Here is a 13,419-nt window from a genome sequence, read left to right on the forward strand (position 1 = left end):
CATCTAGATAGGGAGCGCACATGTCCCGCGTCCAGCTCGCCCTGCGCGTGTCCGACCTCGAAGGCTCCGTGGCCTTCTACAGCAAGCTGAGCCGGCCAAGCGCCGCCCCGGCTACGCCAACTTCGTGGTGGAGAGCCCGCCGCTGAAGCTCGTACTCCTCGAAGGTGAGCCCGGCCTGCCGACGGTGATGGACCACCTCGGGGTCGAGGTGGCCACCACCGAGGAGGTCGACGCCGCGACCAACCGGCTCACCGAGTCCGGCCTGATCACGCTGGAGGAGAACGACACCGAGTGCTGCTACGCGCTCCAGGACAAGGTCTGGGTACGCGGCCCCGGCGACGAGCGCTGGGAGGTCTACACGGTCAAGGGCGACTCGCCGCAGTTGGAAAAGGTGGCCGGGAGAGCCTGCTGCGACTCCGGCACCGCCGCGCTGCCGGGTGTCAGGGTGGAGGAGCGGCTCTGATGTGCCGCAGGGAATATTCGGCGCTGGTGTAGGCGCCGCCCTGGAAGGCGGCGGCGTCGATCGGGTCCTCCGAACCGGGCACCTGAGGGGCGAAGACCTCAGCGTCGTCCACCGGTAGATAGCCGAGCTGGGCGCCGGTGGTGGTGTCCCAGAACGAGCGGGTGTTGGCGGACACGGCATAGGCGGTCAGGAACCGCACCCCCGGCGCGCTGAGCGCCGCGCCGATGAAGCCCACGCCGTCGCGCGGGCTCAACCAGGTCGCCAGATACCGCGCCTCGTCCGGCACGTCCTCGAAGCTGCCGATCCGCAGGCACACGACGGACAGCCCGAACTTGTCGGCGTACATGCGCCCGAGTGCCTCCACGGCAACCTTGCTCACCGCGTAGAACCCGTCCGGCCGTACCGGCGCGTCCGGTGCGACGACCTGGCCCACCGGGTAGAAGCCGGTGACCCGGTTGCTGCTGGCCAGGACGACCCGCCCCACGCCCTGCCGGCGGGCCGCCTCCAGCACGTGGTAGGCGCCCAGCACGTTGGCGTCGAGCAGGTCGGCCAGCGGCGCCTCGTCCGGAATGCCGGCCAGGTGCACCACGGCGTCAGCGCCCTCCAGCGCGGCGACGACCGCGTCGAGGTCCGCCAGATCCAGTTGGACCGCCCGCTCCGCCGGGGACTCGGGATGCACGGGAACCCGATCGACCAGGACGAGTCGGCGGACGTCGTCGCGCAGGTATCGGCGGACGGCCGAACCGATCCGCCCGGCGGCCCCGGTGACCACGACCGTGCCCGGCTGTGAACTCATGGCCGCATTCTTGCAGCATGCACCGACGTCGGAGGTCAGCGGAAGGCGTCGATGTTCCGCGCGGCCCATGCCGCGAAGGGGCGTGGCGATCGGCCCAGCACCTCCGCCACGTCCGGGCTGATCCGCTGCTCCCGCTCGGTCGGCGAGCCGAGGATGGCCAGCGTGCCGTCGACCACGGGTGGTGGCATGAACCGCAGCATCTGTTCGCGGGCCTCGTCCGGCGTCTGCTGGACGAAGTCGATCGGCTCCCCGAGCGCGGCGGACAGATCGGCGACCCGTTGGCGCGGCGTGCTCAGCGCCGGGCCGGTCAGCTCGTACGTGCGGCCGTCGTGCGTGTCGTCGCGCAGCGCGACGGCTGCCATCTCGGCGATGTCGTCCGGGTCGACCACGGGCAGGCCGACGTCGCCGAACGGCGCGGCCACCCGCCGCCCGGCCCGGACCGGTTCGGCCCACACCAGGGCGTTGGAGGCGAAGCCGCCGGGGCGCAGGATCGTCCAACCGAGGCCGGACCGGCGCACCAGGTCCTCGATGGCGTGCAGGGGCGCGTGCGACGGCGCCCCCGGCCGCGTCCCGACGGCCTGCGAGGACTGCGAGGACTGCAGCACGATGCGCTTCACGCCACCGGCCGTGGCGGCCCGCAGGATCTCGGGCACGTCGAGGTGCGCTCCGGCGCCCTCGACGAGCAGGAACAGCGCTTCGGCGCCGTCGAGCGCCGGACGCAGGCTCTCCGGCCGTTCGAGGTCCGCGTGGTGGTGGCGAACCCCGTCCGGCGCGACGACCGGCCGTCGCCCACGGGACACCGCCGTCACCTCGGCGTCCGACGCCGCGAGGATCGACAAGAGGGTACGGCCCACGTTCCCGGTGGCGCCTGTCACGACAACCATGGCTGGGTCTCCATTCGACCGCGTCGTTCGCGCGGCTGGAGGAGACTTTCATCCGCCGAGCCATGCCGCCATCGTCGCCCGTCGAGGCTCGGTAGCGGGCTGGCGACGGAAGGTGCCAGGTTCGGCCGGACGGGACGGACAGTCGGCGGACTGCAAGAGCTGTCGCCCTCACGGGCAACGCTGACAGATGCGGGATGAGGGCACAAAGCAAGATCCCCACCCGCGTTTCCGCTGGTGGGGATCTCTGTAGCCCGGCGAAAGGCTATGTGGCCAGGGGCGGGGTCGAACCGCCGACCTTCCGATTTTCAGTCGGACGCTCGTACCAACTGAGCTACCTGGCCGTGGTGCTCGGCACATGCTACCGCACGGGCCGATACGCAGAACGCCGCGCATAGATCTGCGCGGCGTCAGCGCTTGCGGTCCTGACGGGACTTGAACCCGCGACCTCCGCCTTGACAGGGCGGCGAGCACTCCAACTGCTCCACAGGACCTGGCTGGTGTTGCATCCGGCGCGAGCCGGACCGTGCCCCCAACGGGATTCGAACCCGTGCTACCGCCTTGAAAGGGCGGCGTCCTGGGCCGCTAGACGATGAGGGCGGCCCCGCCATCATTGCACACTCGCAACTTCAAGCGGACTTGCTCCCATCCGGCCCCGCCGGAGGCAGGAGAAGCATATGCCATGCCTGCACGGACGACAAAACCGGTATGGGCGTGACCGCGGTGCCGGGCGAAACCGCAGCTCAGCGCGGTAGGACGACGCCGTACCGCCGCTTGATGTCCGGAATCAGGTGCCGGCAGGCGGCCATCGTCTGAGCCCGGTCGCCGCCCGCGTCGTGCATCAGCACGACCGAGCCGTGCCGGGTGGCACCCGTCACCCGCTTGATGATCGCCTTCGCCGGAGGGTGGTCCCAGTCCTGCGGGTCGACGCTCCAGTGCAGTGGGCGCAGGCCCATCTGCTTGGCGATCGTGACCTCCTCGGCCGTCCAGCGGCCGCCGGGCTGGCGGAACCAGGTGATCGGTGCCTTGGGCGCGGCGGCGTGGATGGCCTGGTTGGTCCGCTCCAGGTCGGATCGGATCTCGGCGGGGGAGCGCCGGCCCAGGTTCACGTCGTGGTGCCAGCTGTGGTTGCAGAGCTGGTGGCCCTCCCGGGCGATCCGGGCCACCAGCTCCGGGTAGCGCTTGGCCTGCTTGCCGACGACGCAGAAGGTGGCCTTCACGCCGGCCGACCGGAGCTGGGCCAGGATCTGCGGGGTGTAGCGCGGATCCGGCCCGTCGTCGAAGGTGAGCGCCACGCCCTTGCTCCCGCTGGCCCGGTGCAGGCCCGTGGGCAGCTTCTTCGGCAGCGGGCGCAGCTTCGGCTTCGCGGGGGTGTGGGCCGGTGAGGGCTTCGTCACCGGCGTCGGTGAGGGTGACGCCGAGGCCGACGGAGGCGCGGCGACCTTTTCGGGCGATTTTCCGGCGTCGCCGCAGCCGGTGACGAGGAGTGCCAGGCCCAGGGCGAGCGCCGACAGGGCGCGTGGACGCATTCGTCACTCCCGGAGGGGTCGGGGTCAGACGGACTTTCCGACCGTAGTGGACGCCGCCCCGGAACGGGAGAGGGGTTCAGCTCGTCGTCGACTGGTCCAGCGAGTCCCGTACCGCCACGGCCAGCGACAGCGCCTCGGCCAGGTCGACCGGCCGGACCACCCCGGCCGGCAGCGAGTCGGCCCGCCAGCCGGGCCCGGCGGCGAGCACCAGCAGCGGCCGGCGCGGCACCGCCAGCAGCGCGGTGAGCTGGCACGGGTCGGCCGTGGCGCGGGCGTGCGACCAGAGCACCACGGCCGCCGGCCCGGTCCGGTTGACCGCCTCGACCAGGGCGGGCACCGGCACCCGGGCGCCGAGCATGCGGCAACTCACACCGACCTCGGCCAGCGCGGCGGCAAGCGCCTCCAGTGGCAGCGAATGCTGCTCCTCGTCGGCGCAGGAGAGCAGAATCCGGGGCGGGCCGGTGGTCGGATGGGCCCGGGCGACCGTGGCGAGCGCCACCGAGACGCACCGGGACATGAGGTGTTCCACCTCGATCAGCGCGGAGGTGGCGGCGTGCCGCTCCCCGATGCCGGCGAGCACCGGCCGCAGCAGCCCTTCCCAGGTGGCCACCACCCCGTCGGCAGCCAGCGCGTCGGCGAGGGTCCGGGCGATGGTCACCGAGTCCAGTCGCATCGCGGCACGGGCCAGTCCGCGCGCGGCCGGTCCGGCCCGGCCGACCGGGATGGTGGTGCCGCCGCCGTCGCGCACGGTCGAGGCTCGTGCCTTGGGGCCGAGCCGCTCCGGCGGCAGCACGGCCGGCGCCTGCCGGGCCCAGCGGGCGGCCTCGGCGGGCGCGACCCCCTCGGTGGTCAGCCGACGCATGATCTCCAGCCGGGCCAGGTCGGCCGGCGTGTAACGGCGGTGGTGGCCCGGTACGTGCTCGCTGGGGCCGAGACCGTAGCGCTGGTGCCAGGTACGCAGCGTGGTGACCGCCACGCCCAGACGGCGTGCGACGGCCCCCGCGCTCAGCGCCTCATCGGCCACCCGACCGCTCCGGTGCCTCGGTGGCCGGTACACCCGGCCGGGACGCGTCGGTCGGGTGCAGCAGCCGGTTGACCACACCGCCCAGCCACGGGGCGTACTCGCGGGGGTGGGCGTCCAGGTCGGCCACCGCCGCGCCGGGGTCGACCCAGCGCAGGTCGGCCACCTCGTCCGGGTCGGGCCGCGTGGCCAGGTCGGCGGGTACGTCGGCGCGCAACACGTGGTCGTACTCGAACTCGACCCGGCCGGTCGCCGGGTCCTCGGCGTAGTAGAGGTAGACGCCGACCTCGGTGAGGTCGACCGGGTCGACGCCGAGTTCCTCGGCGAGCCGCCGGTTGGCGGCCTCGGCCGGCGACTGGCCGGGCAGCGGGTGCCCGCAGCAGGAGTTCGCCCAGCGCAGCGGGAACCGCGTCTTGACCGCGGCCCGCTGCTGCAACAGCACGCGTCCCTCGGGGTCGACGAGGAGCACCGAGAAGGCGCGGTGCAGCCGCCCGGGTGGCTGGTGCGCGGCGGCGACCGTGGTCTCGCCGAGCACCCGCCCGTCGTCGTCGACCAGTTCGACCAGGTGGGTCTCCCGCTCGCTCACGACATCGCCCCGGTGACCCGGGCGGCGGCGAGCTTGCCGCTGATCAGCACCATCGGCACCCCGACGCCCGGCTGGGTGCCGGAGCCGACGAAGACCACGTTCTCCAGCGTCCGGTGCAGGTTGGCGGGGCGGAACGGGCCGGTCTGGAAGAGGCTGTGCGAGGCCGCGAACGGTGTGCCGGCGGCCATGCCCTGCGCCTCCCAGTCGGCCGGAGTGACGGCTCGCATCACCTCGATGCCGTCGCCGAAGCCGATGTAGCCGCGCTCCTCCAGCGTGCCGACGAGTTGCTCGGCGTACCGGTCGGTGAGGTCGCCCGGCCAGTCGAACGGCGCCCGTTCCAGGTTCGGCACCGGGGCCAGCACGTAGTAGGTGTGCTTTCCGGCCGGCGCCACCGACGGGTCGGTGCGGCTCGGATTCGTCACCAGTAGCGACGGGTCGGTCATCAGCTCGCCTCGCCGGATCACCTCGTCGAACGTGCCCTTCCAGGAGCGCCCGAAGTGGATGTTGTGGTGCGCGATCTTGTCATAGCCCTGCGTCGAGCCGATGTGCAGCACCACGCAGGACGGCGAGTAGGTGAGCTTGCGCTGGCGGCTGGGCGGCAGCAGGTCCTGGTAGGCGACCGGCAGGTCCGGGTTGAGCACCACCGTGTCGGCGGGGATGAAGTCGCCGTCCGCGGTGACCACGCCGGTGGCGCGGCCGTTGGCGGTCTCCACCCGGGTCACGGTGGTGCCGTACCGGATCTGTACGCCGTGCTTCTCGGCCGCGCCGGCCATGCCGCGCGAGACCGCGTGGATGCCGCCCCGCGGGAAGCACACGCCGGCCACCGAGTCGAGGTACGCGATGACCGCGTAGATCGCTAGCGCGTCGTGCGGCGACAGGCCCGCGTACATGGCCTGGAAGGAGAAGATCCGCTGGGTACGCGGGTCGCGGAAGAACTGGTTGATCTTCGTCTGGAGCCGCCGGAAGGCCCCGTTGGCGAACAGCTTCAGCAGGTTGCCGGTGAGCAGGTCGGTCGGCGCGTCGAGGTTGCGCTCGATGAAGTCGGTCCGCTCCCACTCCCACAGCTTGCGGGCGTAGTCGACGAAACGCAGGTAGCCGTCCGCCTCGCGGGGGCCGCAGACGCGGGCGATCTCGGCGGCCATCCGGGTGGTGTCGGTGATGACGTCGAGCGTCGACCCGTCCGGGTAGTACGCGCGGTAGGCCGGGTCGAGCGGCGTCAGGTCCAGCCAGTCGGTCAGCTCCTCGCCCACCGCGCCGAGCGCCTCGGCGATCAGGTCGGGCATGGTGAGGACCGTCGGGCCGGTGTCGAACTCGTACCCGTCGACGCTCAGCCGTCCCGCGCGCCCGCCCGGCACCGGCTCGCGTTCCAGCACTGTGACCTGCCGGCCGCTGCCGGCCAGGTGCAGCGCGCAGGCCAGCCCACCCAGCCCGGCGCCGACCACTACCACCCGGTCGGTCCGTCCCTTGACGGTACGCATTCCGGCCCCCTTGCTCACGAAGTTGCTCATCATGCCCGCCGCGCCGTGGCGGCGGTGGCGAGACCGGTCAGCGCCGTGCGCGCGGTCTCATCGATCGGTGCGGTGTCGAGCGCGGCGAGCGCCTCGGTGACCCGGTCGGAGATCATCCGCTCCACCCGGGCCGCGGCACCGGTGTCCCGGACGACGTCGGCGAGCCGGTCCACCTCGTGGTCCTCGGTGACCGAGCCGGCCCGGCCCAGGGCCCGGCGCTGCGTCGGGTCGGCGAGCTGCCGGGCCAGCATCAGCAGGGCGGTCGGCTTGCCGGTACGCAGGTCGTCCCCGGCCGGCTTGCCGGTGGTCTCCGGGTCGCCGTAGACGCCCAGCAGGTCGTCGCGGAGCTGGAACGCCTCACCGACGGCCAGGCCGTACCTGGTGTACGCGGTGATGAGCGGGTCGTCCGCATCGGCGCCGGCCAGGCAGGCACCGAACAGCAGCGGACGCTGGACGGTGTAGCTGGCGGTCTTGTACCGGGCCACCCGCAGCGCCCGGTCGACGGTCCAGCTCGCCGGGTCGTTCTCGCCGAGCACGTCCAGGAACTGCCCGGCGACCGTCTCCACCCGCATCTGGTCGTAGCAGCGGCGTACGTCGAGCAGCCGGTCCGCCGGAACCGCCGCGTGTGCCATCAGCCGGTCGGCCCACACCATGCAGAGGTCGCCGATGAGGACGGCGACGGCTTCCCCGTACCGGTCGGGGTCACCGGTGTGTCCGGCGGCCCGGTGCCGGGCGGCGGCGGCCCGGTGCGCGGTGGGCAGCCCTCGCCTGGTGTCGGAGGCGTCCATCACGTCGTCGTGCACAAGCGCGAACGTGTGCAGCAGTTCGAGCGCGGACAGGGCCGGGAGCACCGAGCACAGCGACTCCTCCCCGCCGACCGCACCCCGCCATCCCCAGTACGCGAACGTGGGGCGGACCCGCTTGCCACCGGCCAGCACGCAGTCACGTGCCGTCGCGGCGAAACCACCCATCGCTGCGTCGATCTCGGTGAGCGAGTCGACCTCCGCGGCGAGGAACGCCGTGAGCGTCTCGTCGACCCCTTTGATCAGGTCTTTCGTGAACGCGGCCAGTACGCCGCGGACCGGATCGTCCGTCGCCCCGGGCTGAGCCGGCGCGACGCGGAGCGCATTACCCGCAACTGCGTCGTTGGCCATGTGGGCGAGCGTACCCTAGGGTTACGAGTTGCGTCGATTGCTGCGTCGAAACTGAGGAGGGCCGAATGGACACGGATCTGACCGCCGCCTATGACCGTTGCCGTGAGCTGCACCGCCGTCACGGCCGTACCTACTATCTCGCCACCCGGCTGCTTCCCGCCTGGAAACGGCGGCATGTGCACGCCTTGTACGGGTTCACCCGCTACGCGGACGAGATCGTCGACCGCACCGAGGACCTGCCGCCGGCCGAGCGCGCCGCCCGGCTGCGCGAGTGGTCGGATCGATTCGTCGCCGGGCTGCACGGTGCGTCGGTCGACGACCCGCTGCTCCCCGCCGTGCTGCACACCATCGCCGTGTTCGACCTCGACCGCGACGACTTCGCGTCGTTCCTGCGCAGCATGGCGATGGACCTGACGGTCATGTCGTACCCGGCCTACGACGACCTGCTCGACTACATGGAGGGCTCGGCCGCCGTCATCGGCACCATGATGCTGCCGATCCTGGGCAGCTCCGACCCGGCCGCCGCCCGTGAGCCCGCCCGTCAACTCGGCTTCGCGTTCCAGCTCACCAACTTCATCCGGGACGTCGCCGAGGACCTCGACCGGGGCCGCACCTACCTGCCCGACGAGGACCTGGCCAAGTTCGACGTCACCCGCGAAGACCTGCTCGCCGCCAAGGCCGCCGGCCGCACCACGCCGCGCATCCGCGAGCTGATCGAGTACGAGGTGACCCGCGCCCAGGCCCACTACGTCGCCGCCGCGCCGGGCATCCCGCTGCTCGACCCCGCCTCGCAGGCGTGCATGCGCACCGCGTACGCGCTCTACGGCGGCATCCTCGACGAGGTCGCCGCGCAGGACTACGATGTCTTCGTCCGCCGGGCCCTGGTGCCGCAGCGACGCCGGATGGCGGTGGCCGCTCGGTCGCTGCTCACCCCGTCCGGCACGCCGGTGCGGGTGCCCGGCCCGGCACTGGAACCGGCCCTGGCCGGATGACCGGCCGCACGGCCGTCGTCCTGTTCACCCGGGACCTGCGGGTGCACGATCACCCGGCGCTGGCCGCCGCCTGCTCCGCGTTCGACCGGGTGGTCCCGCTCTACGTGCTCGACCCGGCGCTGCAGAAGCTCTCGGCGAACCGCACCCGGTTCCTGCACCAGAGCCTGGCCGACCTGCGCGAGGCGCTGCGCGCCCTCGGCGGCGACCTGGTGATCCGGCGCGGAGACCCGGTGGCCGAGACGGTCGAGCTGGCCCGGAAGGTGGGTGCCGAGGGCGTCGGGCTCTCCGCCGACGTCAGCCGCTACGCCCGCCGCCGGGAACGCCGGCTGCGCGCCGAGTGCGGCCGGCACCGGATGTTCCTGCGCCTGTTCCCCGGCCTGACGATCGTCGAACCGGGTGCGTTGCGCCCCGGCGGCGGCGACCACTACCGGGTGTTCAGCCCCTACTTCCGGGCCTGGCAGGGCGCCCGGTGGCGGGACGAACTGGCCGCGCCGAAGCGGGTCCGGCTGCCCGACGGCGTCGACCCGGGCCGCCTGCCGGACCCGCCGAAGGGCGACAGCCCGGATGCCGCCGTCGGCGGCGAGACCGTCGCCCGGCGCCGGCTCACCGCCTGGCTGCCCACCCTCGACCGGTACGGCGACATCCACGACGACGTGGCCGGCGACGAGACCTCGCGGCTCAGCCCCTACCTGCGCTTCGGGTGCGTGTCGCCGCTGGCGGTGGCGAACCGGGCCGGTGACCGGGACGGGCCGTTCGTCAGGCAGCTCTGCTGGCGCGACTTCTACCACCAGGTGGTCGCCGGTTTCCCCGACCTGTCCACCGTCGCCTACCGGCGGGGCGCGCGGGAGGACTGGCGCGACGACGCGCACGCGTTCGACGCCTGGGCCGAGGGGCGGACCGGCATGCCGATCGTGGACGCCGGTATGCGTCAGTTGCGCGCCGAGGGCTGGATGCACAACCGGGCCCGGCTGATCACCGCCGGCTACCTGACCAAGCACCTCGGGCTGGACTGGCGGCCCGGCCTGGAGGTCTTCTTCCGCGGGCTGCTCGACGGCGACCGGGTGAACAACTCGGGCAACTGGCAGTGGGTGGCCGGCACCGGCAACGACACCCGGCCGTACCGGGGCTTCAATCCGGTACGGCAGGCCGAGCGCTACGACCCCGACGGCGTGTACGTGCGGCGCTGGGTGCCGGAGCTGGAGTCGGTGGCGGGTAAGGCGGTGCACCAGCCGTGGCGGCTGCCCGACGAGGTACGCCGCACGCTCGACTACCCGCCGCCGCTCGAGGTGCCCGGCACCGACCCGGTCTGGTTGCGCTGACGCGGGACTGCGCGGGCCCGGACGGAGCGGCGCACGCGTCGCCGGCACACGGTCCACACGCGTCGCGCGTGCCGTTGCTGCGGTGACTTTCAGTTAACGCATGCCCGTCCGGCCCTTCCATCCCTCGGTCGCCTTTGCTCTGCAGCCACATCCGCATCGATTGCGGAAAGTGACCGTCCGCGTCGTCGGCGGTTTTCGGACCTTCGAGGAAAGCCCTGTTCGAAGCGGTGCTGCCTCATTGGCTGCAGAGCAAAGTCGGAAGAGGGGAGGACGGGCCGCTCAGCCGCCCGAATACGCTGCGTGATGACATCCGGAATCACGGAACGTGACGGGTGGTCAGAGGCAGGAGTGCAGCGCCTCGGCCAGCTCCTCCACCCGGTCGTGGTCGGCCAGCCGGGCAGTCGCATACGCGAAGGCGTAGCCGCGCTCCGGGTCGGCCCAGGCGCTGCTGCCGCCGATCCCGCCCATGCCCCAGCTGCCGTCCGGCTCCCACTGCATGCCGAGCGTCCAGTCCACCGGCCGGTCCAGCAGCAGGTCCGGGCCGGAATACTGCACCCGCGTCGCCTCCGCGACCAGCTCCGGGCTGAACAGGCGTACCCCGTCCAGGGTGCCGCCGGCGAGCAGGCCCGCGTACAGCCGGGCGAGCCCGGCGGCGGTGGCGTGCAGGTTCACCGCCGGGATCTCGGCGGCCCGCCACAGGTCGCTGTTCACCATCGCCAGGTCGCGCCCGCCCGGTGGGTTCTTCAGCGCCCGCGCCCACAGCGAGCCCGGCTCGCCACCCGCCCGGTCCGGCCAGGCCGGATCGCCGTACGACAGGTCGGCGCACCGCCGCCGGTCCGCCTCACCCAGTCCGAAGGCCAGGTCCAGGCGCCACGGACCGGCGATCTCCTCGGCCAGGAACCGGCCCACCCGTCGCCCGTCCACCCGGCGGACCAGCTCACCCACCAGATGCCCGTACGTCCAGGCGTGCTCGCCCGCGACGGTGCCCGGCGTCCACTCGGGCTCGGCCGCCGCCAGGTCGGCGCAGAGCAGGTCCCAGTCGGCGATCGCGGCGGCGGGCCGGGGCACCGGGAAGGCGGGCAGCCCGGCGGTGTGGGCGAGCACCTGCCGCACCGTGGCCGGGGCGCGGAACCCCGGCCAGTACGCGGACACCGGCGCGTCCAGGTCGACCCGGCCCCGGTCGACGAGCAGCAGCAGGCAGAGCGCCACCACCGGTTTGCCGGTCGAGTAGACGTCCACGAGCGTGTCCGGCCGCCACGCGCGGTCCGCCCCCGCCACCGGGACGACCGCGCCGGGCGGGACCGCCGCCGACGTGCCGCCCACCAGATCGATCACCGGTACGCCGTCGTGCCACACCGCCAGCGACGCACCGGTCTCCCGGCCGGTGGCGAACAGGTCGTGGAAGCAGTCCCGGACCGGGGCGAAGCGTGCGTGCATGCGGCCACGGTAGGGGGTGGAACTCGTTACCGGCGCGGGAATTCGGGCCCCGTGTGGTGGCCGGTGTCCCGAACGTACGGAATGCTTGCGGAATGGCGGAGCCGGAGCTGGTGGACGTGGTCGTTGTCGGGCTCGGCGTCGGCGGCGAGGAGGTGGCCGGGAAGCTCGCCGAGGCCGGCCTCACAGTGGTCGGCATCGAACGGGACCTGGTCGGCGGCGAGTGCCCCTACTGGGGTTGCGTGCCGAGCAAGATGATGATCCGGGCGGCGAACGCGCTGGCTGAGGCGCGCCGGGTGAACGAGCTGGCCGGGTCGGTCGAGGTGCGGCCCGACTGGGCGCCGGTGGCGAAGCGGATCCGGGCCGAGGCCACCGACACCTGGGACGACAAGGTGGCGGTGGAGCGGTTCACCGGCAAGGGCGGCCGGTTCGTCCGGGGCAGCGGCCGGCTCGACGGCCCGAACCGGGTACGCGTCGGCGACCAGGTCTTCCAGGCGCGCTACGGGGTGGTCCTCGGCACCGGCACCCGGCCCTCGGTCCCGCCGATCGACGGGCTGGCCGACACGCCGTACTGGACGAACCACCAGGCCATCGAGGTCGAGGAGCTGCCCGCGTCGCTGCTGGTGCTCGGCGGCGGCGCGATCGGGCTGGAACTCGCGCAGGTCTTCGCCCGGTTCGGGGTCCGGGTGACGGTGATCGAGGCGGCCGACCGGGTGCTCGCCGTCGAGGAGCCGGAGGCGTCAGCGCTGGCCGCCGACGCGCTGCGCGCCGACGGGGTGCAGATCCACACCGGCGTCAAGGCCGGCCGGGTCGGCCACGACGGCGGCGCCTTCACCGTGTACGCCGACGGCGCCGAGTTCACCGGCGAGAAGCTGCTCGTGGTGACCGGCCGCAAGGCACACCTGGAGGAGCTGGGCCTGGACACGATCGGTGTGGACGCCGGGCAGCGCTACCTGCCGGTGAACGACCGGATGCACGTCACCGACGGGATCTGGGCGCTCGGCGACCTCACCGGCGAGGGCGCGTTCACCCACATCGCCATGTACCAGGCCGGCATCGTGGTGGCGGACGTGCTCGACCACATGCGGCGTACCAGGGGCGGCCCGGACGGCAGCGGCACCGCGAGTGTCGTCGGCGGCGCGGCCGGGGTGGTCAGCGCGGTCGGCGGCGCGATGAGCGCGGGCGGCTCGACCGCCGCGCCCGGCAGCGTCCCGGTCGCCGACTACCGGGCGCTGCCCCGGGTCACGTTCACCGACCCCGAGGTCGGCGCCGTCGGCCTCACCGAGCAGCAGGCCCGTGAGCGCGGCGTCAACGTCCAGGTCGGGTACGCCGACCTCACCTCGTCGGCCCGCGGCTGGATCCACAAGACCGGCAACGCCGGGTTCATCAAGCTGATCGCCGACGCCGACCAGGGCGTCCTCGTCGGCGCCACCTCGGCCGGACCGGCCGGCGGCGAGGTGCTCTCCGCGCTCGTGGTGGCGGTGCACGCGGCGGTGCCGATCAGCCAGCTCCGGCACATGATCTACGCGTACCCGACGTTCCACCGCGCCATCGAGGACGCGTTGCGCGCGCTGAAGTGACGCCTCAGCCGGCCGGCGCACCGTGCCGTCCGTCGGCGCGCACCGAGCGGCCGGTGAGGATCAGGTCCATCGCCCGGCTCTCGCCGATCAGCCGGGGCAGCCGGACCGGTCCAGGATCACAGTGGTCACGGCACCGGCGTGCTCGACGCGTACCCC

11 protein-coding genes, 3 tRNA genes and 2 pseudogenes are annotated in these 13,419 nt (G+C 73.0%); 4 read left to right on the top strand and 12 right to left on the bottom strand.

What is annotated here, in order from left to right; genetic code table 11:
• Positions 1-20 precede the first annotated feature (20 nt).
• Positions 21-463 (top strand): annotated as a pseudogene (locus tag ACFYO8_RS14110) (ArsI/CadI family heavy metal resistance metalloenzyme).
• On the opposite strand, the gene ACFYO8_RS14115 reads toward ACFYO8_RS14110, so the two are convergent.
• From ACFYO8_RS14115 to ACFYO8_RS14160, 10 genes are all read right to left on the bottom strand, one after another.
• The gene (locus ACFYO8_RS14115) at positions 441-1,259 is read right to left on the bottom strand and encodes an NAD(P)-dependent oxidoreductase (RefSeq protein ID WP_354866756.1); all 819 of its coding nucleotides are present in this window, start codon (positions 1,257-1,259) and stop codon (positions 441-443) included. The pseudogene ACFYO8_RS14110 and the gene ACFYO8_RS14115 sit on opposite strands and share 23 nt — an antisense overlap.
• 35 nt (positions 1,260-1,294) lie before the next feature.
• Positions 1,295-2,143: an NAD(P)H-binding protein gene (locus ACFYO8_RS14120; protein WP_387257251.1), complete on the bottom strand. Its 849-nt coding sequence runs from the start codon at positions 2,141-2,143 to the stop codon at positions 1,295-1,297.
• A gap of 267 nt (positions 2,144-2,410) precedes the next feature.
• Positions 2,411-2,484, bottom strand: a tRNA-Phe gene (locus tag ACFYO8_RS14125).
• 76 nt (positions 2,485-2,560) lie between these two features.
• A tRNA-Asp gene (locus tag ACFYO8_RS14130) sits at positions 2,561-2,634 on the bottom strand.
• Between the two features lie 33 nt (positions 2,635-2,667).
• Positions 2,668-2,740, bottom strand: a tRNA-Glu gene (locus tag ACFYO8_RS14135).
• Positions 2,741-2,883: 143 nt separating this feature from the next.
• Positions 2,884-3,669 (bottom strand): polysaccharide deacetylase family protein, encoded by a 786-nt coding sequence (locus tag ACFYO8_RS14140; RefSeq protein WP_354866085.1) that lies wholly within the window; start codon positions 3,667-3,669, stop codon positions 2,884-2,886.
• 76 nt (positions 3,670-3,745) lie between these two features.
• On the bottom strand, positions 3,746-4,693 hold the full coding sequence (locus ACFYO8_RS14145; RefSeq protein WP_355014983.1) for a MerR family transcriptional regulator: 948 nt from the start codon (positions 4,691-4,693) through the stop codon (positions 3,746-3,748).
• Positions 4,683-5,276: an isopentenyl-diphosphate Delta-isomerase gene (gene idi, locus ACFYO8_RS14150; RefSeq protein WP_354866081.1), complete on the bottom strand. Its 594-nt coding sequence runs from the start codon at positions 5,274-5,276 to the stop codon at positions 4,683-4,685. The genes ACFYO8_RS14145 and idi overlap by 11 nt, the downstream gene beginning before the upstream one ends.
• Complete coding sequence (gene crtI, locus ACFYO8_RS14155) at positions 5,273-6,754, bottom strand: phytoene desaturase family protein (RefSeq protein WP_354866754.1); 1,482 nt, start codon at positions 6,752-6,754, stop codon at positions 5,273-5,275. Before crtI ends, idi begins: the two co-directional genes overlap by 4 nt.
• Positions 6,755-6,783: 29 nt before the next feature.
• Positions 6,784-7,938, bottom strand: coding sequence for a polyprenyl synthetase family protein (locus ACFYO8_RS14160; protein ID WP_355014984.1), 1,155 nt, complete (start codon positions 7,936-7,938; stop codon positions 6,784-6,786).
• A gap of 65 nt (positions 7,939-8,003) precedes the next feature.
• On the opposite strand from ACFYO8_RS14160, the gene ACFYO8_RS14165 reads away from it, so the two are divergent.
• Positions 8,004-8,930 (top strand): phytoene/squalene synthase family protein, encoded by a 927-nt coding sequence (locus ACFYO8_RS14165; protein ID WP_354866077.1) that lies wholly within the window; start codon positions 8,004-8,006, stop codon positions 8,928-8,930.
• On the top strand, positions 8,927-10,249 hold the full coding sequence (locus ACFYO8_RS14170; RefSeq protein WP_355014985.1) for a deoxyribodipyrimidine photo-lyase: 1,323 nt from the start codon (positions 8,927-8,929) through the stop codon (positions 10,247-10,249). Before ACFYO8_RS14165 ends, ACFYO8_RS14170 begins: the two co-directional genes overlap by 4 nt.
• A gap of 336 nt (positions 10,250-10,585) precedes the next feature.
• Here the strand turns inward: ACFYO8_RS14170 and ACFYO8_RS14175 are convergent, their stop codons facing one another.
• Positions 10,586-11,686 (bottom strand): serine hydrolase domain-containing protein, encoded by a 1,101-nt coding sequence (locus ACFYO8_RS14175; RefSeq protein WP_354866073.1) that lies wholly within the window; start codon positions 11,684-11,686, stop codon positions 10,586-10,588.
• Positions 11,687-11,778: 92 nt separating this feature from the next.
• Between ACFYO8_RS14175 and ACFYO8_RS14180 the strand changes: the two genes are divergently transcribed.
• Positions 11,779-13,263, top strand: coding sequence for an FAD-dependent oxidoreductase (locus ACFYO8_RS14180; RefSeq protein WP_355014986.1), 1,485 nt, complete (start codon positions 11,779-11,781; stop codon positions 13,261-13,263).
• Positions 13,264-13,297: 34 nt separating this feature from the next.
• On the opposite strand, the pseudogene ACFYO8_RS14185 reads toward ACFYO8_RS14180, so the two are convergent.
• A pseudogene (locus ACFYO8_RS14185) lies at positions 13,298-13,381 on the bottom strand (enoyl-CoA hydratase); the annotation flags it as partial.
• Between the last annotated feature and the right edge of the window lie 38 nt (positions 13,382-13,419).

Source organism: Micromonospora sp. NPDC005257, from assembly GCF_042872445.1.
Taxonomy (GTDB): Bacteria; Actinomycetota; Actinomycetes; order Mycobacteriales; family Micromonosporaceae; genus Micromonospora.

Coding starts and splice junctions, on each gene's coding strand:
- ACFYO8_RS14140 (WP_354866085.1), bottom strand. CDS start 3,669: ATGCGTCCACGCGCCCTGTCGGCGCTCGCCCTGGGCCTGGCACTCCTC.
- crtI (WP_354866754.1), bottom strand. CDS start 6,754: ATGCGTACCGTCAAGGGACGGACCGACCGGGTGGTAGTGGTCGGCGCC.
- ACFYO8_RS14180 (WP_355014986.1), top strand. CDS start 11,779: ATGGCGGAGCCGGAGCTGGTGGACGTGGTCGTTGTCGGGCTCGGCGTC.
- ACFYO8_RS14115 (WP_354866756.1), bottom strand. CDS start 1,259: ATGAGTTCACAGCCGGGCACGGTCGTGGTCACCGGGGCCGCCGGGCGG.
- ACFYO8_RS14165 (WP_354866077.1), top strand. CDS start 8,004: ATGGACACGGATCTGACCGCCGCCTATGACCGTTGCCGTGAGCTGCAC.
- ACFYO8_RS14120 (WP_387257251.1), bottom strand. CDS start 2,143: ATGGTTGTCGTGACAGGCGCCACCGGGAACGTGGGCCGTACCCTCTTG.
- ACFYO8_RS14170 (WP_355014985.1), top strand. CDS start 8,927: ATGACCGGCCGCACGGCCGTCGTCCTGTTCACCCGGGACCTGCGGGTG.
- ACFYO8_RS14175 (WP_354866073.1), bottom strand. CDS start 11,686: ATGCACGCACGCTTCGCCCCGGTCCGGGACTGCTTCCACGACCTGTTC.
- ACFYO8_RS14160 (WP_355014984.1), bottom strand. CDS start 7,938: ATGGCCAACGACGCAGTTGCGGGTAATGCGCTCCGCGTCGCGCCGGCT.